General features: G+C 48.3%; 26 protein-coding genes and 3 tRNA genes. 12 read left to right on the top strand and 17 right to left on the bottom strand.

Translation table 11 applies throughout. The annotated features are described in order from the left end of the window. Nucleotides 1-52: 52 nt before the first annotated feature. Both HMPREF2872_RS01935 and HMPREF2872_RS01940 read right to left on the bottom strand, forming a co-directional pair. On the bottom strand, nucleotides 53-1,390 hold the full coding sequence (locus HMPREF2872_RS01935; protein ID WP_070630814.1) for a GTPase/DUF3482 domain-containing protein: 1,338 nt from the start codon (nucleotides 1,388-1,390) through the stop codon (nucleotides 53-55). Nucleotides 1,391-1,964: 574 nt separating this feature from the next. After that, complete coding sequence (locus tag HMPREF2872_RS01940; RefSeq protein WP_003747450.1) at nucleotides 1,965-2,426, bottom strand: winged helix-turn-helix transcriptional regulator; 462 nt, start codon at nucleotides 2,424-2,426, stop codon at nucleotides 1,965-1,967. Nucleotides 2,427-2,642: 216 nt separating this feature from the next. Here HMPREF2872_RS01940 and alr point away from each other — a divergent pair, with 216 nt between their 5' ends. Then, nucleotides 2,643-3,701 carry an alanine racemase gene (gene alr / locus HMPREF2872_RS01945; protein ID WP_070630816.1) on the top strand — a complete coding sequence of 353 codons (1,059 nt, stop codon included), beginning with the start codon at nucleotides 2,643-2,645 and terminating at the stop codon, nucleotides 3,699-3,701. A 59-nt stretch (nucleotides 3,702-3,760) separates the two neighbouring features. On the opposite strand, the gene HMPREF2872_RS01950 is transcribed toward alr, so the two are convergent. Beyond that, nucleotides 3,761-4,504: a pseudouridine synthase gene (locus tag HMPREF2872_RS01950; RefSeq protein ID WP_036493902.1), complete on the bottom strand. Its 744-nt coding sequence runs from the start codon at nucleotides 4,502-4,504 to the stop codon at nucleotides 3,761-3,763. A gap of 329 nt (nucleotides 4,505-4,833) precedes the next feature. Here HMPREF2872_RS01950 and HMPREF2872_RS01955 point away from each other — a divergent pair, with 329 nt between their 5' ends. Both HMPREF2872_RS01955 and HMPREF2872_RS01960 read left to right on the top strand, forming a co-directional pair. Continuing rightward, nucleotides 4,834-6,915, top strand: coding sequence for a carbon starvation CstA family protein (locus tag HMPREF2872_RS01955; protein WP_070630818.1), 2,082 nt, complete (start codon nucleotides 4,834-4,836; stop codon nucleotides 6,913-6,915). Further along, nucleotides 6,905-7,099 (top strand): YbdD/YjiX family protein, encoded by a 195-nt coding sequence (locus HMPREF2872_RS01960; protein WP_036493904.1) that lies wholly within the window; start codon nucleotides 6,905-6,907, stop codon nucleotides 7,097-7,099. Before HMPREF2872_RS01955 ends, HMPREF2872_RS01960 begins: the two co-directional genes overlap by 11 nt. A gap of 117 nt (nucleotides 7,100-7,216) precedes the next feature. Here the strand turns inward: HMPREF2872_RS01960 and HMPREF2872_RS01965 are convergent, their stop codons facing one another. From HMPREF2872_RS01965 to ppsA, 5 genes are all read right to left on the bottom strand, one after another. Next, nucleotides 7,217-7,507 (bottom strand): chaperone modulator CbpM, encoded by a 291-nt coding sequence (locus tag HMPREF2872_RS01965; RefSeq protein WP_003685006.1) that lies wholly within the window; start codon nucleotides 7,505-7,507, stop codon nucleotides 7,217-7,219. Nucleotides 7,508-7,522: 15 nt separating this feature from the next. Further along, nucleotides 7,523-8,482, bottom strand: a complete 960-nt coding sequence (locus tag HMPREF2872_RS01970) for a DnaJ C-terminal domain-containing protein (RefSeq protein ID WP_063068882.1) — start codon at nucleotides 8,480-8,482, stop codon at nucleotides 7,523-7,525. 205 nt (nucleotides 8,483-8,687) lie between these two features. Continuing rightward, nucleotides 8,688-9,170: a hypothetical protein gene (locus HMPREF2872_RS01975; protein WP_070630820.1), complete on the bottom strand. Its 483-nt coding sequence runs from the start codon at nucleotides 9,168-9,170 to the stop codon at nucleotides 8,688-8,690. Between the two features lie 172 nt (nucleotides 9,171-9,342). After that, the gene (locus HMPREF2872_RS01980; protein WP_070630822.1) at nucleotides 9,343-10,047 is read right to left on the bottom strand and encodes a peptidoglycan DD-metalloendopeptidase family protein; all 705 of its coding nucleotides are present in this window, start codon (nucleotides 10,045-10,047) and stop codon (nucleotides 9,343-9,345) included. 268 nt (nucleotides 10,048-10,315) lie between these two features. After that, a complete protein-coding gene (ppsA, locus tag HMPREF2872_RS01985; protein WP_070630824.1) occupies nucleotides 10,316-12,700 on the bottom strand; it encodes a phosphoenolpyruvate synthase in 2,385 nt (794 codons plus the stop codon). Between the two features lie 416 nt (nucleotides 12,701-13,116). On the opposite strand from ppsA, the gene HMPREF2872_RS01990 reads away from it, so the two are divergent. Beyond that, nucleotides 13,117-13,938 carry a posphoenolpyruvate synthetase regulatory kinase/phosphorylase PpsR gene (locus tag HMPREF2872_RS01990; protein ID WP_070630826.1) on the top strand — a complete coding sequence of 274 codons (822 nt, stop codon included), beginning with the start codon at nucleotides 13,117-13,119 and terminating at the stop codon, nucleotides 13,936-13,938. Between the two features lie 55 nt (nucleotides 13,939-13,993). Here the strand turns inward: HMPREF2872_RS01990 and dcd are convergent, their stop codons facing one another. The 4 genes from dcd to rdgC form a co-directional block, all read right to left on the bottom strand. After that, nucleotides 13,994-14,560 (bottom strand): dCTP deaminase, encoded by a 567-nt coding sequence (gene dcd / locus HMPREF2872_RS01995; protein ID WP_003680541.1) that lies wholly within the window; start codon nucleotides 14,558-14,560, stop codon nucleotides 13,994-13,996. Nucleotides 14,561-14,685: 125 nt separating this feature from the next. Beyond that, nucleotides 14,686-15,117, bottom strand: a complete 432-nt coding sequence (locus HMPREF2872_RS02000; protein ID WP_070630828.1) for an MORN repeat-containing protein — start codon at nucleotides 15,115-15,117, stop codon at nucleotides 14,686-14,688. Nucleotides 15,118-15,142: 25 nt separating this feature from the next. Next, the gene (locus HMPREF2872_RS02005; RefSeq protein WP_070630830.1) at nucleotides 15,143-15,925 is read right to left on the bottom strand and encodes an ADP-ribosylglycohydrolase family protein; all 783 of its coding nucleotides are present in this window, start codon (nucleotides 15,923-15,925) and stop codon (nucleotides 15,143-15,145) included. 78 nt (nucleotides 15,926-16,003) lie between these two features. Then, on the bottom strand, nucleotides 16,004-16,903 hold the full coding sequence (rdgC, locus tag HMPREF2872_RS02010) for a recombination-associated protein RdgC (RefSeq protein ID WP_070630832.1): 900 nt from the start codon (nucleotides 16,901-16,903) through the stop codon (nucleotides 16,004-16,006). Nucleotides 16,904-17,036: 133 nt separating this feature from the next. Between rdgC and HMPREF2872_RS02015 the strand changes: the two genes are divergently transcribed. Next, nucleotides 17,037-17,112: transfer RNA gene (locus HMPREF2872_RS02015), tRNA-Glu, on the top strand. 125 nt (nucleotides 17,113-17,237) lie between these two features. Beyond that, on the top strand, nucleotides 17,238-18,530 hold the full coding sequence (gene serS, locus HMPREF2872_RS02020) for a serine--tRNA ligase (protein ID WP_070630833.1): 1,293 nt from the start codon (nucleotides 17,238-17,240) through the stop codon (nucleotides 18,528-18,530). Nucleotides 18,531-18,598: 68 nt separating this feature from the next. Here serS and HMPREF2872_RS02025 read toward each other — a convergent pair whose 3' ends face one another. The 3 genes from HMPREF2872_RS02025 to HMPREF2872_RS02035 all read right to left on the bottom strand — a co-directional run bounded on the left by HMPREF2872_RS02025 (nucleotide 18,599) and on the right by HMPREF2872_RS02035 (nucleotide 20,098). Then, nucleotides 18,599-18,838, bottom strand: a complete 240-nt coding sequence (locus HMPREF2872_RS02025) for a putative hemolysin (protein WP_070630835.1) — start codon at nucleotides 18,836-18,838, stop codon at nucleotides 18,599-18,601. A 128-nt stretch (nucleotides 18,839-18,966) separates the two neighbouring features. After that, nucleotides 18,967-19,770, bottom strand: a complete 804-nt coding sequence (locus HMPREF2872_RS02030) for a basic amino acid ABC transporter substrate-binding protein (RefSeq protein ID WP_004521100.1) — start codon at nucleotides 19,768-19,770, stop codon at nucleotides 18,967-18,969. A gap of 76 nt (nucleotides 19,771-19,846) precedes the next feature. Then, complete coding sequence (locus HMPREF2872_RS02035) at nucleotides 19,847-20,098, bottom strand: NGO1151 family protein (protein ID WP_049329152.1); 252 nt, start codon at nucleotides 20,096-20,098, stop codon at nucleotides 19,847-19,849. 162 nt (nucleotides 20,099-20,260) lie between these two features. On the opposite strand from HMPREF2872_RS02035, the gene HMPREF2872_RS02040 reads away from it, so the two are divergent. The 4 genes from HMPREF2872_RS02040 (at nucleotide 20,261) to HMPREF2872_RS02055 (ending at nucleotide 23,321) form a co-directional block, all read left to right on the top strand. Beyond that, nucleotides 20,261-21,061, top strand: a complete 801-nt coding sequence (locus tag HMPREF2872_RS02040; RefSeq protein WP_070630837.1) for a hypothetical protein — start codon at nucleotides 20,261-20,263, stop codon at nucleotides 21,059-21,061. A 121-nt stretch (nucleotides 21,062-21,182) separates the two neighbouring features. Beyond that, nucleotides 21,183-21,743, top strand: coding sequence for a DUF3465 domain-containing protein (locus tag HMPREF2872_RS02045; RefSeq protein ID WP_070630839.1), 561 nt, complete (start codon nucleotides 21,183-21,185; stop codon nucleotides 21,741-21,743). Nucleotides 21,744-21,858: 115 nt separating this feature from the next. Further along, entirely contained in the window at nucleotides 21,859-23,028 is a 1,170-nt protein-coding gene (gene metZ / locus HMPREF2872_RS02050; protein WP_070630841.1) for an O-succinylhomoserine sulfhydrylase, read from the top strand. A gap of 86 nt (nucleotides 23,029-23,114) precedes the next feature. Further along, entirely contained in the window at nucleotides 23,115-23,321 is a 207-nt protein-coding gene (locus tag HMPREF2872_RS02055; protein WP_003680520.1) for a DUF2788 domain-containing protein, read from the top strand. A 65-nt stretch (nucleotides 23,322-23,386) separates the two neighbouring features. Here HMPREF2872_RS02055 and HMPREF2872_RS02060 read toward each other — a convergent pair whose 3' ends face one another. Next, complete coding sequence (locus tag HMPREF2872_RS02060; RefSeq protein ID WP_070630843.1) at nucleotides 23,387-24,178, bottom strand: Cof-type HAD-IIB family hydrolase; 792 nt, start codon at nucleotides 24,176-24,178, stop codon at nucleotides 23,387-23,389. A 196-nt stretch (nucleotides 24,179-24,374) separates the two neighbouring features. Further along, nucleotides 24,375-25,766 (bottom strand): 3'-5' exonuclease family protein, encoded by a 1,392-nt coding sequence (locus HMPREF2872_RS02065; protein ID WP_070630845.1) that lies wholly within the window; start codon nucleotides 25,764-25,766, stop codon nucleotides 24,375-24,377. A gap of 115 nt (nucleotides 25,767-25,881) precedes the next feature. Here HMPREF2872_RS02065 and HMPREF2872_RS02070 point away from each other — a divergent pair. Together HMPREF2872_RS02070 and HMPREF2872_RS02075 are read left to right on the top strand one after the other, a co-directional pair. Next, a tRNA-Arg gene (locus tag HMPREF2872_RS02070) sits at nucleotides 25,882-25,958 on the top strand. A 12-nt stretch (nucleotides 25,959-25,970) separates the two neighbouring features. Then, a tRNA-Glu gene (locus HMPREF2872_RS02075) sits at nucleotides 25,971-26,045 on the top strand. Nucleotides 26,046-26,129: the final 84 nt, after the last annotated feature.

A 26,129-nucleotide genomic window follows, 5' to 3' on the forward strand; every position in this document is an offset into this window, starting at 1 on the left:
AAGGCCGTCTGAAACATTTGGGTTTCAGACGGCCTTTTGTTATATGGTAATTCTAAGTTTTTAATTTCTCGCTTAAAGTGGCGACATAGGCTGCGCGTCCGTTACGGCTGGCTTCGGGCTGGTGTGTGTTGAGCGAAGACCATTTGCGGTTGCTGCGCGCTTTGTTGAGTTCGCTTGGCAATTTGGCCGCATTCCAGGGCGCTTTACGTTCGTTTAGCTCGATATGCGATTGAGCCGCATGGCCGCGCGTTTGCAAGACGTGCAACAAATCCAGTGCGCGTGCAGCAAGTAGGGTAAGGGTTTCCGGATCGATATGCAGGGTTTGTCGACCGTTGATTTTGTCGGTGATGTCTTGGGCATTGGGCAAAATACCGCCCAATAGTCCGCCGATAGCGGTACCCAAACCAAGCGAGCCGCCAAGCGTGGCAATATCCAAACCTAGGCCGATGAGTGCGCCTGCGGTTGCGCCGGTACCGGTACGGATGCCGTAATGTTTGAGCAACTCGCTGTCAAACGGATCTTGTTTGAAGGCTTTGGGCATCCATGTGCTGTCGCTGCCGACTTCGTCGTGATAGAAGCGGTAAAGTGTGAACAGGCGTTGTTGCATTTGCCGCTCGAGTTGGCGGATTTCCGATTGCATGGCTTCCAAAGTCGGGGCTGGGTCGTCGTTTTCGGCAATTTCTTGGGTGAATGCGGCGGCATCCAGCAGAAAATCGGCAATTTCACGGCGCGCTTCCATATCCAGCCGTTGCCACTCGCGACGGCGCATATTGATGAGGCGGTCGAGGATGTCGCGCTTAGGTAACATGGTGGCAAGGTTGTCCCACAATCGGATTTCGCCTTCAAAGTCGAAGGCAACGGTATCGAAACCGGCGTAAACATGCAGGGTTCGACGGGCGAGCATATTGGTCCAAGCGGTCAGGTCTTGATTTTGGGTGAAGTTGAACACGGGCATGATGGGCTTGGCGCACCATGACAAAATGGTTAGTTCGTCTTTGTATTTGTCGAGGACGGGTTCCCGCGCATCGATAACGTAAATGGCCATATCGCTTTGCATGACTTGGCGCAGCACTTTGGCTTCTTGGTTGAACTCGTGATGCGCCTCATGATTGCTGAGGAACTGCTGGATGCGCTCAATGCCGTCATCGCGTGCGGATGTATGGGTTTCCAGCCAGTCCAACACGCCGCCGGCATCTTCAAGGCCGGGGGTGTCGTAGAGGTAAACCAAGCTGTCGTCGCCGTCGTTGATAAGGGCTTCTTCGACATGGCGCGTGGTGGATGGCGCGTTTTTCACTTCGCCGAAGGTACTGTCGCGCAAAAGTGTACGTAAGAGCGAGGTTTTGCCTGTGTTGGTATGGCCGACAACGGCAAGGGAGAGTGGGGCGGTCATGGTCTTTGGCTTGGGTTGATATGGACGATGAATGTGTGAGTATGGAGCCGTTTATCTTGAGTGGCAATATAAGTTTCAGACGGCCCTAAATTTTTCTTATATATGGGCGAAAATAGCAAGAAAAAGAGGGGAATAGCGGATTTGTTGTTTTTTGGCAAAATACTTGAAAATAGATAGGAAAACAGTTGACAGGGGGGTAGAAGGCTAGGATAATTCGCGCCGTTGAGTTGCTTGATGCAGCTTGATTTTTCTCCTCTATTTCTCCTTTGTAGACTTGGCGCATATCGAAACGATATGCGCATTTTTTTATCTGTATTGAAATATGATTACATTTAAAATTTGTAAATCGAACAATTAAGAAACTTTACAAGAAAAATACTTGCGCGGTTGAATATCTTGTTGCATAATTCGTTTCGTTAGCTGGTTCGAGTAGTCAGTTAATAGTTTCTCCTCTATTTCTCCTTTGTAGACTTGGCACGCATTCTGTCGAATGTGTGCATTTTTTTTGCCTATTTAAAATAAAGGCCGTCTGAATGTTGTAATCTTTCAGGCGGCCTCTGTTTGTTGAATAGAATTAGATATCTAATACCACTTCTTCTTTGACTTCTTCCATGACAACATAGCTGCGGCTTTCGGCTGCAGCCGGCAGTTGCAGCAGGATATTGCCGAGCATATCGCGATAGGCGGACATATTGGGCAGGCGGACTTTGATAAGGTAGTCGTATTCGCCGGAGACCAAGTGGCATTCTAGAATTTGCGGAATCTTCAGCACTTCGCGTTTGAAGTCTTCAAAAATATTGCCGGATTTGGAGCGCAGTTTCAGCTCGACAAAGACCAAGAGGCTTTGACCTAAAGCATGGGGATTCAGATGGGCGTGATAGCCGGTAATAAGGTTGTCGCGTTCCAAGCGGCGGACGCGTTCGGTTACCGGCGTGGTAGAGAGGCCGACTTTTTCAGCCAATTCGGTCATGGGGATACGTGCATTTTGTTGTAGGAGCTTGAGAATTTTTAAGTCGGTTTTGTCGAGTTCTTTCATGGCCTTGATGTCTGTCGTTTTCATTTGGATTGAATCATAACCTTAAAACAGGTTGAGAAGAAGCATAAATGCCTAAAGGCGCGCATGAGGCCTAAATTATGAATAGATTATTCTTGTGTATTTCATGGAATCCTGTGTAGTTTTTGACCTATAATATTTGCTTCAAAGTAATAGGGCAGGCCGTTTGAATCGGAATGCCGATAAGAGGAATACATTATGCGTCCGCTCAATGCGCAAATCCGTTTGGATAATTTACGTCAAAATTATCGTTTTCTCAAAGAGTTGCACGGCAATAAATTGTTGGCTGTGATTAAGGCCGATGCTTACGGGCATGGCGCGGTCAGATGCGCACACGCGTTGGCGGATATTGCCGACGGCTTTGCGGTGGCAACGGTAGATGAAGGCGTGGAATTGCGTCAAAACGGCATTAAAAACCCGATTGTTTTGTTGGAAGGCGTGTTTGATGCTGCCGAGTATGCGGATGTTGACCGTTATGATTTGTGGCCGGCAATCGGCAGCCAATGGCAGCTGGAGGCGTTTGTACATCATGAGTGGCAACGTCCGACAACCGTATGGCTGAAAATGGACTCGGGTATGCACCGTGCCGGTTTCTTTCCGCATAACTATGCTGCTGCCTATACAGCATTGAAACAATCTGAATCGGTTGAAAACATTGTGAAATTCAGCCATTTTGCCTGCGCGGACGAGCTGGAAAACGGCATGACCGAAATGCAGCTTGAAGCGTTTGATTTGGCATGTGAAGGTTTGGAAGGCGAAGAGAGTTTGGCCAATTCCGCCGCGATTTTGAACGTGCCTGAAGCGCGGCGCGATTGGGGACGTGCCGGTCTGGCCTTATATGGTATTTCGCCTTTCGGCGGCGTGGATGAGCGTTTGAAACCTGTTATGCGTCTGACTTCCCGCGTTTTTGGCGAGCGTGTGTTGCAGCCGCATTCTCCGATTGGTTACGGTGCAACGTTCTACACCAGCAAATCTACCCGTGTCGGTTTGATTGCCTGCGGCTATGCCGACGGTTATCCGCGTCGCGCTTCCACTAATTCCCCTGTGGCGGTGGATGGCAAACGCAGCCGTATTATCGGCAGGGTATCTATGGATATGATTACGGTTGAGCTGGAAGCCTCGAAAGAGGGCTTGGGCGCGGAAGTCGAGCTTTGGGGCGATGTGATTAATATCAATGAAGTTTCTGAAGTTGCCGGTATGATTCCGTACGAAATCCTCTGCAATATCAAACGTGCGAAGTTTACTTATATTGAGTAAGCAGTAAAAGATCAGGCCGTCTGAAATGTGTTTTCAGACGGCCTTTTTGTTATCTGCAATTAAAACGATTCGTCAGCGCGTAAATAACGCCATTTGCCCGGCGGCAGTCTGCCGAGTTTGACCTTGCCCATGCGGATGCGTTTCAAACCAACGACACGCAGGCCGACCAGTTCGCACATGCGGCGGATTTGGCGTTTTTTGCCTTGTCGTAAAATAAAGCGTAACTGGTCTTCGTTTTGCCATTCGACTTTGGCGGGGCGCAATTTTTCTCCGTCCAAACTCAAGCCGTGGTTGAGCAGGGCGAGGCCTTTGTCGTCCAGTTTGCCGCGGACGCGGACGAGGTATTCTTTTTCGCTGCTGCTGTTTTCGCCAATCAGTTGTTTGGCAATGCGGCCGTCCTGAGTGAGTACCAATAATCCGACGGAGTCGATATCCAGGCGGCCGGCAGGGGCTAAGCCGAATTTGTGCTTTTCGCTGAAAGGGATACGGCTGTCGTCGCCTTCCCAATGGTTGTCGGCGGTAATGAGTTCGGCAGCGGATTTATAGCCTTTTTCTGCCTGCGCGCTGACGTAGCCGACGGGTTTGTTCAGCAGGATGGTTACGCGTGCGGCTTGTTTTTCATGGGCTTGTTTGTTGAGGTCGATGCGGTCGCGCTCAGTGACTTTTTGACCGAGTACAGCGGTTTGGCCGTTGACTTTGACCCAGCCTTGCTCGATGTAGCTGTCTGCCTCGCGGCGCGAGCATAAACCTAATTGTGCCATGCGTTTGGAGAGGCGCATGGTTTCGGAATCGTTGTTTTGCATGGTATGGCAATATAGAGAAATGGGAATGTCGGATTATAGCATTGACCGTTTGTCAGGCCGTCTGAAAACTGAAGATTTGGGTTTTCAGACGGCCTTTCACTTGCGATATGTTAAGAAATTTTTAGTTCTAAAGTAAAAACTAAAGGGTGTATTGTCTGTTTGTGTTAATCTTACGGACGAACTAATCATTTTGTTTTCAGTCGAATTTGGGTTGAAATGACATTTCACTCTGAAATCATGAAGACTATAATGATTGGTCTTTCTGAAGCGCATTAAGGCAGTTTGTCGCTAAAGCAAGCCTTTGTGCATCACGTTTTAAGGATAAATCAATGAAATCGCTCAAATCATTTTTGATCTGGGGCATTGTGGTTTTGGTAGGCTTGGCCTCCTTTACTACTTTAGCTCTCAGCCGTGGCGAGCAAGTCAGTGCGATTTGGATGGTTACGGCCGCCATTTCGGTGTACTGCATTGCCTACCGTTTTTACAGTCTTTACATTGCCAATCGTGTGATGCAGCTTGATCCTAACCGTCTGACTCCAGCAGAACGCCACAATGACGGCTTGGACTATGTGCCCACACATAAAGGCGTACTGTTCGGTCACCACTTTGCCGCTATTGCCGGCGCAGGCCCTCTGGTTGGTCCTGTATTGGCAGCGCAAATGGGTTATCTGCCCGGTACTTTGTGGATTATTTTCGGCGTGGTATTTGCCGGTGCCGTACAGGACATGATGGTACTGTTTGTTTCTATGCGCCGTGACGGTAAGTCTTTGGGCGATATCGTGAAACAAGAACTCGGTACCGTTCCCGGCGTGATTGCATCCATCGGTATTTTGATGATTATGGTCATCATCATGGCGGTGTTGGCGCTGATCGTTGTGAAAGCATTGGTTCACAGCCCTTGGGGTACGTTCACCATAGCAGCGACTATGCCGATTGCCTTGTTTATGGGTATCTACACCCGTTATATCCGTCCGGGCAAAATTGGCGAGATTTCCATCGTCGGCTTTATTTTGTTGATGTTGGCCGTGATTTACGGTGAAGATGTTGCCCACAGCTCCTTTGGTCACTGGTTCGACCTTGACGGCATTCAGCTGACTTGGGCGATTATGATTTACGGTTTCGTGGCTTCCGTATTGCCGGTTTGGCTCTTGTTGACTCCACGCGATTATCTGTCTACCTTCCTGAAAATCGGTACGATTGCAGCTTTGGCTTTGGGTATCGTTATTGTTAACCCAACGCTGCAAATGCCTGCAGTTACCCACTTCATCGATGGTTCAGGTCCGGTATTCTCCGGTGCATTGTTCCCATTCTTGTTCATTACCATTGCGTGTGGTGCGGTTTCAGGCTTCCATGCGCTGATTTCTTCAGGTACCACGCCAAAAATGGTGGAAAACGAAACCCACGTCCGCATGATCGGCTACGGTGGCATGATTATGGAAAGCTTTGTGGCCATTATGGCTCTGGCTGCCGCCACTTCGCTTGATCCAGGCGTGTACTTCGCGATGAACAGCCCGGCCGCGCTGATTGGTACAGATGCCAATACTGCTGCCGAAGTCATCACCACTAAACTGAACTTCCCTGTTGATGCCGCAACCCTGTTGCACACTGCTAAAGAAGTGGGCGAAAACACCATTCTGTCTCGTGCAGGCGGCGCGCCAACCCTCGCAGTCGGTATGGCACACATCATGAGCCGTCTGATTCCGGGCGAAGCCATGATGGCATTCTGGTATCACTTTGCCTTGTTGTTTGAAGCCTTGTTCATCTTGACCGCGGTTGACGCCGGTACACGCGTTGCCCGTTTCATGATCCAAGACTTGGGCAGTATCTTCTACAAACCATTCGGTAACACCGACTCTATCCCTGCCAACTTGGTTGCAACATTCTTGGCTGTGGCATTGTGGGGTTACTTCCTCTATACCGGCGTAACCGACCCTCTGGGTGGTATCAACTCGCTCTGGCCGTTGTTCGGTATCGCCAACCAAATGCTTGCAGGCGTAGCGTTGATCATGTGTACCGTTGTATTGGTGAAAATGAAACGCGACCGCTATGTTTGGGTAACCTTAGTTCCTGCTTTCGGCGTATTGTTTGTGACCTGCTATGCCGGTTTGCAAAAACTGTTCCACAGCGACCCACGCGTCAGCTTCTTGGCTCACGCAGGCAAATACCGCGATGCCTTGGCTTCAGGCAAAGTCCTTGCTCCAGCTAAAGACATTGGCGAAATGTCACAAATCATCTTCAACGACCAAATCAATGCCGGTCTGACCGCTTTGTTCCTGGCAGTTGTCGTGATTGTCGCCGTATACGGTTTCCATACTGCCATGAAAGCCCGCAAAGTCGGCTGGCCAACTGCTAAAGAAATTCCAGCAGTGTACCGCGACGGTAAACAGCCGGAGGCTCAGAATGAAGCATAAGCTTGCATCTTGGTGGAAAACCATCAAGCTGACAGCAAACTTGATGGCCGGTGTTCCAGATTATGAAAACTACGTTGCCCGCCAGCGCAGACATAATCCCAACGCGCCGGTCATGACTGAGCTGCAATTTCAAGACTACTGCCGCAAACGCCGTTGCGGCGGCAACGGCGGACGCTGTTGTTAATGAAGGCATAAAAAGGCCGTCTGAAAATATTTTCAGACGGCCTTTCATTATAGAATATCAATAAACATCAAAAACTTTTTCTTGTCATCAATATTTAATCGAACAACTTGTCGATATTTACTCTTCTTCGAGTAGTACCAGCGGACGCTGTATTTTTCTGAGTTCTTCTACCTCGTCTAACAGCCGCATAATCAGCCCCAATGCGGGAATGCCGGCCTCAAAATCACGGCTTAAGCGTTGTGCGCGACGGATGCGGGCAAGATGAAAACCACTGAAGGTGCTTTTTTCGGGCGCACCATCGATACTGATGATGTCTTCTGCTATAAGTTCCAACAGCCAATCACGACGGCAGCGGCTGGCGGCAACGATTTCTTCAAAAGTAAGGGTAATATCGGAAGACTGAATCATAATTTATCCTTTCTCTTATGCTTGTTTCGCGGCAAAGTGTTCGGCCAATTTTTCCCATGCGGCACGGTCGGCTTCGCTCTCTACTGGCGGAACATTAATGCGGATATTGAGATAAAGGTCTCCGGCTTCTTTTGCAGGAATACCTTTGCCTTTGAGGCGGATGCTTTTACCGCTTTGGCTGTTGGCAGGCAGATTGACCTGTAAGCGGCCTGAAGCGGTAGGGACGATGATTTTGCCGCCCAATACGGCTTCCCAAGGTTTGACATCTATTGTTTGATATACGTCTTTCCTGTTTTTGACGTATAAATCAGGTTGGTCGTGGAACTTGATTTTTAAGTACAAGTCACCGTTTTCTCCACCGTTATATCCCGGCAAACCTTGACCGGCCAAACGGATTTGTTGGCCTTCTGCAATGCCTTTGGGGATTTTGACGTTGAGGGTTTTATTTTGATAAACCGCACGTCCGTATTCGTCTAGAGTTGGCACATTCAAAGTCATGCTACGTTCTGCGCCAACATACGCTGCGTAAATATCAATACTCAATTCAGCATGTTGATCCTCGCCTTTTATTGGGCCGCGGGGTTGCTCGGAACGAGTGTGGGATTGGCGGAATGATGAAAACAGATCTTCAAAATTGAAGTCTCCCGCTCCGAACGGTTCGCCTTCATGACGTTCATAGTGGAAGCCGCCACCGTTAAATCCATTGCCAAACGGATTGCCGCCTTGACCGAACGGATTTCCTCCGGCGCTGCGTCCGTAAGGATTAGCCAACATTTCATCGTATTCAGCCCGCTTTTCTTTGTCGGAAAGCGTTTCGTAGGCACGGTTGATTTCTACCGTACGTTCGGCTGCGTCAGGTTCTTTGCTGACATCGGGGTGGTATTTGCGCACCAGTTTTCGGTAGGCTTTTTTGATTTCGGCCTCATCCGCATCTTTGGCAACGCCTAGTATTTCATAATAGTTTTTTTCTGCCATGTTATTCCTTTGACTGCTCATATACAAAATTCTTATAGTTTTAATAATTGAGGGTAGATATTCTAAAATCAAGGGCGTTGGAAATAAAATTCTCTATTTCTGACAATGATTAATGGATAATTTATTTCTTTGTTCCTAGAGAAATAGAAAATATATAGGCCGTCTGAAATACGGTTTTTCAGACGGCCTTTATCAAATTGGGGTTTTATTTATCTTGAGCGTTTTTTTGTTCGCGGACCACCCATTGGGCAATATCTGAACCCAATACTTTAGAAGTGCGGTTCAAGACGGCGCAAGAGCTTTTATAAGCGCCAAACATGCCGCCGGAAGAGTTGCGGGTGAAGGTTTTTTTATTAACTTGTTTGCCGTCAACATACAAAGCGGCTGAAACCGCCATACCTTTGGCGTGACCGATAAAGGCATTGCCTGCGCTCATAGCGGAAGTAATGGCGATATCTGCGTATGTGCCTTGTTTTTTACCGTCACGGACAACAGTTACATCACTTTTGGCTGCAGTTTCTTGCAAAGATTTGGACATAATGCTGCCCACTTCTAAACATTCAGAAACGATACGGGTATCGATTTCTTCTTTGTCGCGGTAAGGGATGCTTTCATCAATATGGACATCTGCACTGGCAAATGCAGACGCAAACAAGAGTGCGGTTGCAAGAATGCGGTTAGGAGACATAGTAGGGCACCTAAAATAAAATGTTAAAAAGAGTTGTCATTGTATAACGGCGTTTTCACTCAATCAACATAAGTTAAGTTGGTCAATACTTTGTTGAAATGAGTGTTATGGTGAGACAAATCAAAAGGCCGTCTGAAATAATTTTGTTTCAGACGGCCTTTTGATTGAGGTATTAATTTGTTCTGGTCAAATAAGGCAGGGGATCGACTGCTTTGCCGTTTAGACGTACTTCAAAATGAAGTTTGACGCTGTCTGAATCGCTGCTGCCCATGGTGGCGATAACTTGGCCTGCTTGGACTTTTTGATCTTTTTGTACCAAAAGCGTGTCGTTGTGGGCGTAGGCGGTAATGGTGTATTCATTGTGGCTAATTAAAATCAGCTTGCCGTAGCCGCGGACTTCTTCGCCAACGTAGATGACGGTACCGGCTGCGGCAGAACGGATTTGTTGGCCTTGCGTGCCTGCAATATCTATGCCTTTGCTGGTGGTGCCGTTGTAGCGTTGGATAATGGAGGATGAAGCGTTATCGGTCGGCCATTGCAGGTTCAATCGGTTGATCGGGGTAACGGCAGTGGTTTGGCGTTGCTGCGTTGCAGTGCTGCGTGAGGCAACATGACGGCGGACGCGCAATACTTGGCCGACTTCGATTTGTGAGGCGTTGGGAAGGTTATTCCATGCAACCAGTGTGTTGACATTTTGTCCGTAGCGTTTGGCGATTTGGGTCAGGGTATCGCCAGGGCGGACTTTGTAGTAGCCGTCAGGTACGGCGCGGTTGGAAGAGGTATTGTTGCCGGCGCAGGCTGCTAAGACGGCAATGGTGCTGATGAGTGCCAGACGTTTTAAGGCCGTCTGAAAGGTGGAAATAAAGTTTGTATTCATGGGATATTTCAAAATGTATCGTTATGCTGCGTATGATAGATAGGAAGAGTGGAAAAAGGTTCACTCAAAAGACACGGGATAAAATACAGAAAGGCAGTATATTAACATTTAAAATTTGTGGATATGGCGGCATATTTTTTTATCATTTTGATGATAAAGGATTTTTTCGGTAAGGTAAAAGAAAGTGAAAGTTTTTTCAGACGGCATTGAAAGGCAATAAAAATCCCCTGCCGGGATAAATGGGCAGGGGATTTTTGTCTCATTGAACTTATTTATTCAATTCGTTAGCCAGATACAGCCAGGTTTCAATGACGGTATCAGGGTTGAGCGATACGCTTTCGATACCTTCTTCAACCAGCCATTTGGCAAAGTCCGGATGGTCTGATGGGCCTTGACCGCAAATACCGACGTATTTGTTTTGTTTGCGGCAGGCAGAGATTGCCAAGTGCAACATCACTTTAACGGCAGGGTTACGCTCGTCGAAGGAGTCAGATACCAAACCGCTGTCACGGTCGAGGCCGAGGGTCAGCTGGGTCATGTCGTTAGAACCGATGGAGAAGCCGTCGAAGTATTGCAGGAATTGTTCTGCCAATACAGCGTTGCTTGGCAACTCGCACATCATGATCAGGCGCAGGCCGTTTTTGCCGCGTTCCAAACCGTTTTCTTTCAGGGCTTTAACAACAGCTTCTGCTTCACCCAAGGTACGAACGAATGGAATCATGATTTCGACGTTGGTCAAACCCATTTCATCGCGAACGCGTTTCAAGGCTTTACACTCGAGTGCGAAGCAGTCTTTGAAGTTATCGGCTACATAACGCGCTGCACCACGGAAGCCCAACATTGGGTTTTCTTCGTGCGGTTCATAGATGCTGCCACCCACCAAGTTAGCGTACTCGTTGGATTTGAAGTCAGACATACGAACGATGGTTTTGCGTGGATAAACCGAAGCAGCCAAAGTTGCCACACCTTCTGCGATTTTATCGACATAGAAGTCGACAGGAGAAGCGTAGCCAGCGATGCGGCGGGTAATTTCCGCTTTCAACTCGTCGTCTTGTTTGTCAAATTCCAACAAGGCTTTAGGGTGGATACCGATTTGACGGTTGATGATGAATTCCATACGCGCCAAGCCGATACCTTCGCTAGGCAGGTTGGCGAAGCTGAATGCCAATTCAGGGTTACCAACGTTCATCATCACTTTTACAGGCGCTTTAGGCATGTTGTCCAAAGCAACATCGGTAATTTGTACGTCCAGCAAGCTGGAGTAGATGAAGCCGGTATCGCCTTCGGCACAAGATACGGTCACTTCTTGGCCTTCAGACAGCAGATCAGTAGCGTCGCCACAACCTACAACAGCCGGAATACCCAATTCACGCGCGATAATCGCTGCGTGGCAGGTACGGCCACCACGGTTGGTAACGATGGCAGAAGCACGTTTCATTACCGGTTCCCAATCCGGGTCGGTCATGTCGGTAACGAGTACGTCGCCTGCTTCAACGGAATCCATCTCGGAAGCATCTTTCACCAAGCGAACTTTACCTTGACCGACTTTTTGACCGATGGCACGGCCTTCGCACAAGACAACCTTTTCGCCGTTGATAGAGAAGCGGCGCAGGTTGCGGCTGCCGTCTTCTTGAGATTTCACGGTTTCAGGACGCGCTTGCAGGATGTAGAGTTTGCCATCCAAGCCGTCGCGGCCCCATTCGATGTCCATTGGGCGGCCGTAGTGTTTTTCGATGGTTAGCGCGTAATGAGCCAACTCGGTTACTTCGGCGTCGGTAATGGAGAAGCGTTGACGGTCTTCTGCAGGTACATCAACGTTGGTTACAGATTTACCGGCTTCGGCTTTGTCGGTAAAGATCATTTTGATTTGTTTCGAACCCATGGTTTTGCGCAGGATAGCCGGCTTGCCTGCTTTCAAAGTAGGTTTGAATACATAGAATTCGTCAGGGTTTACCGCGCCTTGTACGACGTTTTCACCCAGACCGTAAGAAGAGGTAACGAAAACGACTTGGTCGTAACCGGATTCGGTATCGATGGTAAACATCACACCGGAAGCACCGCTGTCAGAACGCACCATGCGTTGTACGCCGGCAGAAAGGGCAACGATGTCGTGTTCGAAGCCTTTGTGTACACGGTAAGAAATGGCACGGTCGTTGTACAGGGAAGCGAATACATGACGCATTGCTTCTTTAACGTTATCCAAGCCGTTGATGTTCAGGAAGGTTTCTTGTTGGCCGGCGAAAGAAGCGTCCGGTAAGTCTTCTGCTGTTGCGGAAGAACGTACGGCAACGGAAATGTCCGCACCGCCGGCATCGGCAACCATTTTGTTCCAAGCTGTTTCGATTTCAGCATCCAGCTGCTCAGGGAACGGAGTATCCAAAATCCATTGACGGATTTCTTTACCCACGCGTGCCAATTCGGCAACGTCTTCAACATCCAGCTGTTTCAGGGCTTCGGAAATACGCTCGCTCAGACCATTGTGAGCCAGGAAAGCACGATAAGCTTCGGCTGTGGTTGCAAAACCGCCGGGAACGCGCACGCCTTTTTCAGTCAGTTGGCTGATCATTTCGCCCAAAGAGGCATTTTTACCGCCCACTCGCTCAACGTCAGTCATACGCAGGTTTTCAAACCAAATAACGTAGTTTTCGGCCATTTGTGTGTCCAATCCAATCCAAAAATGTTAAAAAAGAAACAAATCCGCCTGCTTATTGTAGCCATTCGTTTGATGGCTGTCATGTGTTTTATCTTTTTAAAAATCACAAATTCGTCTGTGATATTGTGCTTTTCAGACGTGTAGCCTTCTGAAATATGAATATCAGATTCATGTTTTTACGTGTTATCTTCTTGTTAAATATGGGAAACAAAATAAGTTAATAAATTTAAGAATCTAAATTTACTTTGCAAATTTAGAACAAAATTCCAATAAATTTGGGAAAATAAAATTTTATTCCAATTTAAAATTTGTTCAAATTTGTTGTAATCCTGTGTAATCTACCGGGAATCGCTTTATTGCAAAGGCTGTAACTGCTATGATTGCCGTCTGAAACGTTACCCTCAGAAGGATTCATTATGACTGCTCCACGCCAAGTCTTCTATATTTCCGACCGCACCGGTCTGACCGCTGAAAATATCGGTGAAGCCCTGTTGAACCAATTCGGCAATGTCGAGTTCAAGCGCCATGTTCATCCATTTATCGATACGCCTGAAAAAGCGTTGGCCGTAGTGGATGAAGTCAATAAGACAGCCGAACAGTTTGGCGATCGTCCGATTGCTTTTGTCAGCGTGGTAAATGATGAAATCCGTGAAATCATCAAAAAATCCAATGCATTCCATATTGATTTCTTTGAAACGTTCTTGGGTTTGCTGGAAAAAGAATTGAATGTTGAAGCAACGATTGCTGAGCGAGGCCATCATAGTATCGGTAATACCAAGCGTTATGACGCACGTATGGAAGCAGTGAACTTCTCGCTCAACCATGATGACGGTGTCAGCGATAAAAATCTGCAGGAAGCGGATGTGATTTTGATGGGCGTATCCCGTTCGGGCAAAACGCCGACTTGTCTTTATTTGGCTCTGCAATACGGTATCCGCGCCGCAAACTATCCATTGATTCCCGATGACTTGGAATCAACCGATTTGCCGCGTATGGTTAAACCTTATAAAGACAAGCTGTTTGGTTTGACTATTCAACCCGAGCGTCTACAGGCTATCCGTCAGGAGCGCCGTCCTAATTCGACCTATGCCAAAATCGATACTTGCCGCAGCGAGATTGCTGATGCACAAAATATGTTCAAACGCCACGGAGTGCCGTTTACCAATACAACGGATAAATCAGTGGAAGAACTTGCTGTTCATATCTTGCAGGCTTGTAAGCTGAAACGCCGTTTCTAAATGAAATGATAAAAGGCCGTCTGAAACTTCAGACGGCCTTTTTATATTTTGTACATTAGGTCTTAGGCAAGGTAACACCGGTTTGCCCCATGTATTTGCCGTTGCGATCTTTGTATGAAGTTTCGCAGACTTCATCGCTTTCAAAGAACAAGACTTGGGCCACGCCTTCGCCGGCGTAGATTTTGGCAGGCAGGGGGGTGGTGTTGGAAAATTCAAGCGTAACGTAGCCTTCCCACTCGGGCTCGAACGGGGTAACGTTGACGATAATGCCGCAGCGAGCGTAAGTGGATTTGCCTAGGCAGACGGTCAGGACGTTGCGCGGGATGCGGAAATATTCGACTGTGCGCGCCAGTGCAAAGGAGTTGGGCGGAATGATGCAGCAGTCGTCTTCGACTGTAACGAAGTTTTTCGGGTCGAAGTTTTTCGGGTCGACGATGGTGCTGTTGATATTGGTGAAGATTTTGAATTCATTGGCGCAACGGATGTCGTAGCCGTAGCTGGATGTGCCGTAGGAAATGATGCGTTGGCCGTTGGCCTCTTTGATTTGGTTGGGCTCGAACGGCTCAATCATGCCGTGTTCTTCGGCCATGCGGCGTATCCATTTGTCGGATTTAATGCTCATGGTGGTTGTCCTGGGGTAAGGGTTGTTTGGAAATTCTTTAAAATCAATACAACAGCCTTTAGGCAGGCTTGTTAATTGATGTTTCAGACGGCCTGAAATATGGATAAGGCCGTCTGAAAGGCTGTTTATTTGGTTTTGGAAGTAGATTTCTTAGGCAGTTTGACTTCTTTAATCATACCGTCTTCGCATTTCATGATGAAGACGGGTGTGCCGTTTTGAGAGGCGGTAAAGTTTCCGTGTGCCTTGCCTTTTTTGAACATGCCTTCCAGCGTCATATTGCGTAATTTGGCGCTGTTGGAGGAGAAAGGTTCGATAAAGGTTTCGCCGTTGCCGGAAATGGTATATGCGCCTTTGCCGTCAAATTTACCGTTTTTAAATGTGCCGACATAGCTGCGGCCGTCTTGGCATTTCCATGTACCTTTACCGGACGGTTTGCCGTCTTTGCCGACATCGCCATCATAAGCGCAACCTTTTTCCTGATAAGGATTGATGGTTTCGGCAATGGCAGGTGTACCCAGCATGAAGGCGATAGGGAGTAGGGCGAGGTATTTCATCATTAATTATTCCTTTTTGCAGGCAGTTTCAGACGGCCTGATATTGGGATTCAAAAGTCAGCAGGGTTTCAGCAATACGGCGTGGCAATATGGCTAAAGCGTGTTCGCGCATGGCCGTAGGGATGCCGTAGCAGGCTTCGGCAATACTGCCGGTAATGGCTGCCAAGGTATCACTGTCTCCGCCCAGGGAAACTGCCAGTCGGATGGCGTGTTCAAAATCATCGCTTTCAAGAAAGGCGGTAATCGCTTGAGGTACGGTTTCCTGACAGCTTTCGTTGAAATGATAATGCGGGCGGATTTGGTCACAACTTTGGCTCAAGTCGTAGCCGAATTGTCGTGTAATGTTTTCTTTGATTTGCGCTTTGCCTATACCGGTACGTGCCCAAAAGATGGCGGCGGCTACGGCTTGCGCGCCTTTAATGCCTTTCGGGTGGTTGTGCGTCACGATGGCGGATTGTTCGGCAAAATGCAGGGTTTCTTCCAATGTGGCAAATGCCCAACCGACGGCAGAAACACGCATGGCCGAGCCGTTGCCCCAGCTATTATAAGGTTCTGGATCTTTCCATTCTATCCATTGTGAGAAGCGGCCGCCATATGCGCCTTTCGGACAGGGATATGCCCTACACCAGCCTTGCAAAATAGAGGCCAAATTATCGTTACAACCTTGTAAAACCCAATCGGCAATAGCAACAGTGCAAATCGTGTCATCGGTAAAGTCGCTGTCGGGGCTGAAAATGTCAAAATCGGTATGACGGTAGTTGTCAAACTCGAATCGTGATCCGGCAATATCGCCAATGACTGCGCCCAACATCATGACATCCTTTCTGATACTTCTATTTATATTTCAGACGGCCTTTGATATTTCCCAATCAAAAGGCCGTCTGAAAAATTATTCTTGCCAGCCGCCCAAATAAGAAACCAGTTCTTCCAACATGGTGCTGATGGCTTCGGTCATCAGGATTTGCGAGGCAAAGGCAAGGCTGGCGGCATCGTCGCCGTTGCTTTCGGCTTCTTCTTGCAATACGTCCAGATACTGGATGCGTTTGAGCGTAAAGTCTTGGGTGAGGATAAACGCGATCTGTTCGCGCCATACCAAGCCCAGTTGGGTAACGGTTTTACCGTTTTTGACGTGTTGTACCACTTCATCGGCGGTCAGGTCTTGTTTGGAAACTTTGACGACCGGAACAACATCGCCTACGCCTTTGAGTTCGCAATCGCTGTCCAATTCAAAACCGCCTTCGCAATGGCCTTGCAGCAGCCAGCTGGTCATCAGGGAGGATGGCGATTGTTTGGTGTTGGGTAGGGCTGCTTCAAGACCGCCCAAGGCTTCGCGCAGTTTAGTCAGGATATTTTCCGCTTTGGCAGATGCGGCATTGTTGACTAAAAGATACCCGTGGCGCGTGTCAAAAATCGCCTGTGTGCGGCTGCTGCGCGTAAAGGCACGGGGTAGCAGGTCGTCAGTAATCTGTTCTTTCAGCTCTTGTTTTTCCTTACGGCCGACATTACGCGCTTCGTTGTTTTGGATTTCCAAAACCTTTTCATCCAAAATATCGCTGATGACACCGGCAGGAAGGACTTTTTCTTCTTTTTTCAGAGCAACGCGCCAGGTGTAATCGGCAGGGAAAACCAGCTCGGGCGAAAAGGAAACCGGCGTGGCAAAGCCTTCGCTAAACCAGTCCAAACCCTGACAATGGGCAAATTCGGATTGCGCCAATTTGTCGGCAAGGACTTCCAATTCGGGCAACTTGTCTTTGTTGAGCGGATAAAAACTGATTTGCTTAAACCACATGGCGGGTTTTCCTTTTTATTAAAACCGGCATTATACAGCGAAAATAACATACGGAAATCGGCAGTATCTTTAAAAATGCAGTAAAGGCGTTGACAGAAGAAAAGGCTTTCTGTATAGTTCGCGCTTCGGTTATGCGCCCATCGTCTAGAGGCCTAGGACACTGCCCTTTCACGGCGGCAACCGGGGTTCGAATCCCCGTGGGCGTGCCAAAATTCTTAAAAAACGCTCCTGCTTTTTGTAGGGGCGTTTTTTGTTTTCAGACGGCCAGCCGCTGTGAAAATATCTTTAAATTGGTTTACAATAATGCCATTCTGAATCTTAACGAGAGAAAACAATGTTAGACATCCAATTGCTCCGCAGCAATACCGCCGCAGTTGCCGAACGTTTGGCCGCCCGCGGTTACGAGTTTGATACCGCGCGTTTTAACGCTTTGGAAGAACAACGCAAAGCCGTTCAAGTGAAAACAGAAGAGTTGCAGGCTTCACGCAACAGTATTTCCAAACAAATCGGCGCGTTGAAAGGCCAAGGCAAACACGAAGAGGCTCAGGCTGCAATGGATCAGGTTGCCCAAATCAAGGCGGATTTGGAGCAGGCTGCCGCTGATTTGGATGCTGTTCAGAAAGAATTGGACGCTTGGCTGCTGACCATTCCAAACTTGCCGCATGAAAGCGTACCTGCCGGTAAAGATGAAACTGAAAACGTTGAAGTCCGCAAAGTCGGCACGCCGCGCGAATTTGACTTTGAAATCAAAGACCATGTTGATTTGGGCGAGCCTTTGGGCTTGGATTTTGAAGGCGGTGCGAAGCTGTCCGGAGCACGCTTTACTGTGATGAAAGGCCAAATCGCCCATCTGCATCGCGCTTTGGCTCAGTTCATGCTGGACACGCACACGCTGAAACACGGTTATACCGAACATTATACGCCTTACATTGTGGATGATCTGACCCTGCAAGGTACAGGCCAACTGCCTAAATTTGCAGAAGATTTATTCCACGTTACCCGTGGCGGCGACGAGAGCAAGAAAACGCAATATCTGATTCCGACCGCAGAAGTGACGCTGACCAATACTGTTGCCGACAGCATCGTGGCAGGCAGCGATTTGCCGTTGAAATTGACTGCGCATTCTCCATGTTTCCGTTCCGAAGCGGGCGCATACGGCAAAGACGTGCGCGGTTTGATTCGCCAACACCAATTCGACAAAGTGGAAATGGTGCAAATCGTTCATCCAGAAAAATCATACGAAGCGCTGGAAGAAATGGTCGGCCATGCTGAAAATATTTTGAAAGCGTTGGAACTGCCCTACCGCGTGATTACTTTGTGTACCGGCGACATGGGTTTCGGTGCAACCAAAACCTATGACTTGGAAGTTTGGGTTCCTGCGCAAAACACCTACCGCGAAATTTCCAGCTGCTCCAACTGCGAAGATTTCCAAGCACGCCGTATGAAAGCGCGTTTCAAAGATGAAAACGGTAAAAACCGTTTGGTACATACTTTGAACGGCTCAGGCTTGGCAGTCGGCCGTACTTTGGTGGCGGTATTGGAAAACCATCAAAACGCCGACGGCAGCATTAATGTTCCTGCTGCGTTGCAACCTTATATGGGCGGCGTGACCAAATTGGAAGTATAATAATCGCTGTTTAAAAGGAAACGCCGTCTGAAACTTGGGTTCAGACGGCCTTTTATATGATTGAGCAATTATTTGTTGTGTTGACGGAAATATTCCCATTCTTCAACGACTTTACCGTCAGGCAAGTGGCACACGCCGTATTCGCCACCGTCTTTGTCTTTTTTGATTTCGGATTTGCCGCCTTGTTTGACGCAGAATTCGGAAGCCGGATTGGCTGCTCCGAGGTTAGGAGATTCTTGTTTTTCAGAAGCGGAGCAGGCGGCCAAAGCAGTTGCGGCAGCGAGGCTGAGGATAAGGGGTTTGATCATGGCGTGTCTTTCATTTGAAGGATAAAAACAAGCGGATTATAGGGGACGCTTGCGTTAAATGAGGTTAACCAGACAAAGGCCGTCTGAAAACTTTTCAGACGGCCTTGAGTTTAGGAAGTCAAACCGGATTATTTGGCTGCTTCGGTTTTTTCGCCTTCTTTAGCAAAGTATTTGGCGTAAATTTTGTCGTATTCGCCACTTTCGCGTACTTTTTTCAGCGCATCGTTCAACATTTTGATGGTTGCTTCGTCGCCTTTGCGTGCAGCGATACCGTAGTTTTCGATGGTGAAGTCAGGCAGGGAGATGAAATCCAGGCCTTTGGTCGGGTTGTTTTTCACATAGTTGGCAATAACCGCGCTGTCGCTGACTACAGAATCCAAACCGCCGTTTTCCAATTCTTTGATAATCAGGGGAACGCTTTCAAAGCGTGCGATTTTCGGGTTGTCGTTGCCCAAGAGTTTGGAAACGGAGAAGTCGCCGGTGTAGCCGGTTACCACGCCGACTTTGGCCATGTTTTTCAGGTCTTCGGAAGAAGATACTTTTTTGCCTTTCGGAACGAGGACAACTTGGGTGATTTCAAAGTATGGATCACTGAAGAGCATGCTTTGTTTGCGGTCGTCAGTGATGGTTACGCCGGACATAACGATGTCCACGTCGCCGTTGTTCAGAGAAGGGAAGAGGCTTTCCCATGGCTGGTGTTTGAATTCGACTTTGAAGTTGCCGGCTTTAGCCATGGCGTTCATCAAGTCAACGTCAAAACCTTCCACTTTGCCTGCAGAATCCAAAGATTCAAATGGGGCAAACTCGGCGTTGGAGCCAACACGGTACACTTTATCGGCAGGAGCAGAGGCATTGTTGCTTTGACCGCCGCAGGCAGTCAGGGCAAGGGCGGAACAAGCGAGGGCAGTGGCCAGCCATTTTTTCATGTTCATGATATGTGCTTTCTTAATAAAATGTTAACGGATAAAATCTTAGTTTAGCATAATTTTGTGAACATGCTGGCCGAAATCAGTGGTCTTTTTCTCGGAAAAATGCGTAGGTTACGTCATGGAAGAGGTCGGTGTGCGGGCTGTCTTCGTAGTTCAATTCCGCCAATGCATCTTCAAAGGCAAGCTGGATGGATTCTACGGCATCGTTGGCCATGTCGGAGGGCAGGGAGCGGATAAGGCCTTTGAGTGCGGTGGCGAGGACGTGGTTTTGCATACGCAAAGCGTCGTTGGCCTCTTCCAGATATTCGAGGCGTTGTTCGATGCTGCTCATGATGTATCCTTGAGTATTAAATAAAATAGTGATTATATAGCGAATTAATATTAAAATGTGACGCTTGCGCCGGCTTGCCGGATATGTCCAACCATCGGCCGTATTTCAAGTGATTTTAGGTTTGAATGCGGTTCACAATAAAAATGAAAAAACGAGATTATTATGGAAAACAACCGTCTTGATCCCACAGCCCTCGAGGAAGAAGACCTGAATTGGGAAAAACGCCTGGAAAGATTGCGTCAGGCACGACAATTTAATACCGCGCCGACTCATGCGCCATTGGTTAAAAAATCGGACGACGCTGTCGAAGCTGCGCCCAAAACCGCGCCTAAAAAAGAATATAAACTGGATGCTGACAATCGTGAAAAAGTATTGGAAGAGTATTTGTACCGTTGGCAGTTGGAGCACAATACTGCTTTGGCTGACGAGGGCGAAGCAGTGGAAACCGATGCGATGGTGGTTTTGCAGGACAACTGGTTGAGCGCGCAATCGGCATTGCAGGCTGCGGCTTCAGAGCGTCATATTGAATCAACGCGTACCGTCAGACTGAATCCGAAATCAGGTGCGGTAGATTTTGATGTGCCTGAAGTGGAAGAAGCTGAAAAACCGGAAAATGATGATGCGGAAGCGGCTGAAGAGGCGGTTTCAGACGGCCTTGAACAAGAACCGGCCATCAATGTCCATATCAATGTATTGAACCCGCAAGCGATCGGCCGTCGGGAAGTATTCTGCGTTTCTGAAAAAGAGTTGACCGAGCGTCTGATTAAGCGTTTGCGCCCCCATGTGGCCGATGCAGTCAATGGCATGATTCGGATTGCCGTGCAAAAACAAATGGCCTTGTTCACTTACCAGTTGCAGCAAATGCTGAACGAGCAGGCACCGGGCTTGGTGGATGATGTATTGGAACACAACGTCAAACGTATTTTGGACGATATGAAGACTGAAATGAAATACCGCCGTTGAGTATCCAGGCCGTCTGAAAAGTTTCAGACGGCCTTTGGCGTAAAATTCCCTTAAAATTTTACGAAGCGTGTATAATAGCGGCTCACGTTTTCGTGATAAATATCCTTTCTAAATAGTTGATATGCCCGATGCAGAATCGGGCATTTTTTTTGAGATTGTTATGAATAAAAATAAAATCATTGTATTGCTGATTGCTTTGGTTGCCGTATTTGCCTATAACAAAATGCAAAACAAGCAGCCGGTACAATCGCAGAATCAGCAGAAAATAGAAGCCGTTCAAAAACAAAATAATACGGGTAAAAAGAATGCCGATACGGCTCAGCAGCAAATCGGTTCGGGCAAAGAATCAGCCGAAGCGGTTTTAAAACAGGCGTTTGAAAACGAGCAAAGCGATATTCAGGTTGAGGGCGATGGCACGGTATGGAAAACCCTGCCGGATGACAATAAAGGCACGCGCCATCAACGCTTTATCTTGAAGCTTTCCAGCGGTCAAACGCTTTTGGTGGCGCATAATATCGATTTGGCCGACAAAATCAAAGGCTTGAAAAAAGGTGATAAAGTAGCGTTTTACGGCGAATATGAATGGTCGGAGCAGGGCGGCGTTATCCATTGGACGCATCATGATCCGGCAGGTCGTCATGAAGACGGTTGGCTGAAGCACGGCGGACAGGTTTACCAATAACCGTTCAGACGGCCTCCTGCTTGAAAGATGGCAGGAATAAGCGCAAAATGTTAACAAATTAAACGGGCGCATTGTTTACTGCGCCCATCGCAACATACAGTAGATTGAAAAACAAATGAGCAAAAAACTTCATCCTCAAACGCTTGCCATCCGTAGTGGCAAAGAGCAAACCGAATATCGCGAACACAATCAGGCATTGTTCCTCACCAGCAGCTTCATGTGGGAAAACGCCCAACACGCCGCCGATTTGTTTTCCAAAAAAATCAAAGGTTTTACCTATACCCGTACCGCCAACCCGACCATCGCCGCCTTTGAGAAACGCATTGCCGCATTGGAAGGCGCAGAGCGCGCGGTGGCCACTTCGACCGGTATGTCCGCGATTCAAGCAGCGTTTTTTACTTTCTTGAAAGCCGGTGATCATGTTATTTCCAGTCGTAGTCTGTTTGGTACGACTGTCGGTTTTATCAATAACATCGTAACTAAGTTCGGCATCGAGGTCAGCCATGTATCGCCGGTTGATGTAGACGAATGGAAAGCGGCAATCAAGCCCAATACCAAACTGTTTTTCTTGGAAACCCCGTCCAACCCTTTGGGCGAAGTGGCCGACTTGGAAGCTTTGGCCGAACTGGCACACAGCATCGGCGCGCTTTTGGTGGTGGACAACAGCCTCTTGTCGCCAGCCGGTTCGCAGCCTTTGAAGCACGGTGCGGATATTTCCGTGTCTTCCGCAACCAAAGCGATTGACGGTCACGGCCGCGTGATGGGCGGCGTGTTAGCGGGTTCGGAAGAATTGATGACGCAGGTCGCCGTTTACTGCAACTCTTGCGGGCTGGCGATGTCGCCGTTTAACGCATGGCAGTTGTTGAGCGGCGTGGAAACCCTGTCGCTGCGTATGGAAAAACAGTTCGACAACGCCCTAAAAATCGCCCAATGGCTGCAAGCGCAGCCACAGGTTCAAGCCGTGTACTACACCGGATTGCCCGACCATCCGCAGGCGGAGCTTATCCGCAAACAGCAAAACGGCGGCGGCATCGTCATCGGTTTTGAAGTCGCCGATCAGGAAGCCGCATGGAAAATCGTGGACGGCATAGAACTCTTTTCCCGTACTGCCAACCTCGGCGACGTGCGCTCAACCATCCCCCCCCCGTGGACAACGACCCACGGCCGTATGCAGCCTGAAGAAAAACTTGCCGCCAATATCCGCCCGGGCTTGGTGCGCCTGTCTGTCGGCTTGGAATACGTTGACGATTTGATTGAAGATTTGAAGCAAGTCTTGAACAAATAAGTTTAAAAAAGATATTTCAGACGGCCTGTTGCGGTAAGGCCGTCTGAAATTTACGGACACACATCTGAAGCATACAAGGAAAGAATATGACTGAAGCAGAATTCGCCTCATGGGCAATGAAAATCCTACTGAGCGGCCTGATTATCTTTTTGGGCTTTATCGTTTGGAACTTGGGTAAAGAATCCAAAGCCGGCAAATTCGGCATTGCCATGCTCTTCTTGGTTTTGGGCTTGGGTGTGTTTGGATTCGTATTTAAAGAATTATTGATTAGCTTTTTGGTATTGCCGAAGTAAGCAAAAAGTTTGTAGATAGAACAAGGCTGTCTGAAAATATTCAGACGGCCTTTTAATTTGATAATTTAAATGATGCCTAATTCTTGCAAGCCACGCAAGACACCGTCTTCATCGACACTTGGGCAGACGAATTGTGCGGCCGCTTTGGCAGCTTCTTCGCCATTGCCCATGGCAACGCCAAAGCCGACGGTTGACAGCATTTCCAAGTCGTTGAAGCTGTCGCCGAATGCCATTACTTTGCTCATATCAATGCCCAGTTTTTCCACTGAGTGGGCGATGCCGCGAGCTTTTGAACCTTCTTTGCGCAACAGATCCACGACATATTCATGCCAGCGGGTGGTTTTGAAGCCGTGTTGCTGGGTCAGCGGTTGCAGGATTTTTTCTTCTTCCTTATCCACAAAGACCAACATTTGATAAACAGGCTGTTTACGGAAATATTCTTTGTCCGTCAGGAAGTTGGGCAGGATATGTGATAAGCCTTCGACAACGCGCGGAGAATGGGAGGAAACGGCAATTTCTTGGTTGTTGACGAATGCGTAGTCTATTTTATGTTGTTCAAGCAGGTTGATGGCAGTTTCGATGTCGGCAATGTCCAAGGGATAGCTTTGCAGGGGTTCGCCGCGAAAGGAAATATATTGGCCGTTGATGGTAACGAGCATGTCGATACCGCATTCTTGAATCAAGGCTTTGACTTTTGCGGGAATGGCGGCTTCCGGACGGCCGGTGGCAATGGCAGTCAAAATGCCTTTGGCTTTTAATGCGCGCATGGATTGGGCAACCGAAGGACGCAGGGTATCCGTGTATTTGCGGTAGAGGGTGTCGTCGATGTCAAAAAAGATGATTTCAGGGTTGTTCATGGTTTACTCGTTGGGCCGGGTATACACAGCTTTCATTGAAAATTGTGTGAACAGCTTGTGTATAAATCGGTTTAGTATTTGATTGCTATTATAAAAATAAGTTCTGATTAAAATTTAGGCAGTTTTGTTTTGAGAATAAAGCGGAAAGTTATTCACAATAGGCCGTCTGAAAATTTGGTTTTCAGACGGCCTTGTTTTAAGCAATCAAACGGATATTTTCTTTGTCTTGCCTGAATTTGTTTTTAATCACGATAGGCAGGCTGCTGTCGAAATACCAGCTTCCATCAGGCAATGCCAACGCGCCGCCGGCGCAGAGCAGGGTAATGCTGTTTCCGGTCAGGGGATCGGTTTCGGTAATTTCAATTTCGTGCGCTTTGCCCCAATCGGTTACGGGGAGTAGGGCGGCAAGCTCGGTAATGCGTTGGTTTTGATGTTTGATACCGTTTGGCTGGCGGCAGTTGCCATTACATTTTCCGACGGCCTCGACAGGGCAGGGTTCGCCTTTTGCGTAGCTGGTCGGCAAAATATTGAGAGAATCTGGGCAGAGTTTGTGTTCTTGCGACCATTGCGTCAAAGCACGTTTGGCTGCTTTTTTGTGGGCAAACAAACCGTAAGGGCGCCAATTTCTGGTGCCGCTGTTTAACAAGACGATGCGTGCTTGAAGGCTGCCGTGTTCGTCAGCGATAAAGCGGACGGTAGAAAACGATGTGGACTTTTCAGACGGCATCAGTTGGTATTCCTGCATGGTCTGGGCTTTGAGCCATAATGTATGAAGCTGTCCGACTGCCGGAATAAAACGGATAGAGGCTGCGGCTTTGATGTACGGCGGTAGTTTTTTGCTGTGCAGCAGGGTGGCGGTTTCACTGTATGCGCGTTCGTGTGCTTCAATGGCTTGGGCTTTGCCGAAATGGTCAAGCCAAACCAATACGCCGTAACTGTCGGGCAGGGCATAGAGCTGTTGGGCAAGCGAATCAGGCAGCCAAGTGGGCAACATTTTCGGATTCATCAATACACGGACGTGTTCGTCCCATTGTTGATGATTTTTTTCTGCCAGACTTAATTCGAGATAATCACACAATGCGACAACATCGGTCATGGCGCGGTGGCGGTTGGCCGTCTGAATGCCGGTGCGTTCGATAATACTGTCGAGGCTGTGTTTGTAAAACTCAGGATACAGGCGGCGCGACAGTTGAACCGTACAGAGCGAGGGTGCGGCAAAGTCAGTATGGATACGGGCAAACTCGTGGCGCAGGAAGGTGTAGTCAAAGCGGCTGTTGTGGGCAACAACCACTGCACCTTGCAATAGCGGCAACAAATCGGCTGCAATATCGGCAAAGACAGGCGCGTTTTTCACCGTTTCATCATGAATTCCGGTCAGTCTGGCAACAAATTCGGGAATACTGCGGCAAGGATTGACCAATTGCTCGTAATGTGTGGCGCGTCCTTGCTCGAAACGAACAAGGGCGACTTCCGTTATCCTGTCTTGATAGAAATTTCCACCGGTCGTCTCCAAATCCACCACGACCACAGGCCGTCCCAAACGGGAAAATGCTTCGGATAAGAGCGGCCAGCGTGCGAAATCTGACATTTTATTCTCTGTAAATTCAATAGCAAATGCGCATTTTACACGCTGTCTGCAAGTTTTCCAAATAAAACGCTTGACAGTAAATAGCCCTCTCTTTATAATTCAAATCTTTCTTGATGCACCCGTAGCTCAGTTGGATAGAGTATCTGGCTACGAACCAGAGGGTCGGGCGTTCGAATCGCTCCGGGTGCGCCACAGAAAATCTCCGCGCCCATCGTCTAGCGGTTAGGACATCGCCCTTTCACGGCGGTAACCGGGGTTCGATTCCCCGTGGGCGTGCCAGTTTATAAAAAAGCGCAATCTGTTTCGGATTGCGCTTTTTTGCGTCTATCGGTTTTGAAATGATTTGAACCTATCTTTTATCTG

The sequence above is a fragment of the Neisseria sp. HMSC069H12 genome, from assembly GCF_001812735.1.
Classification (GTDB): Bacteria; Pseudomonadota; Gammaproteobacteria; order Burkholderiales; family Neisseriaceae; genus Neisseria; species Neisseria subflava.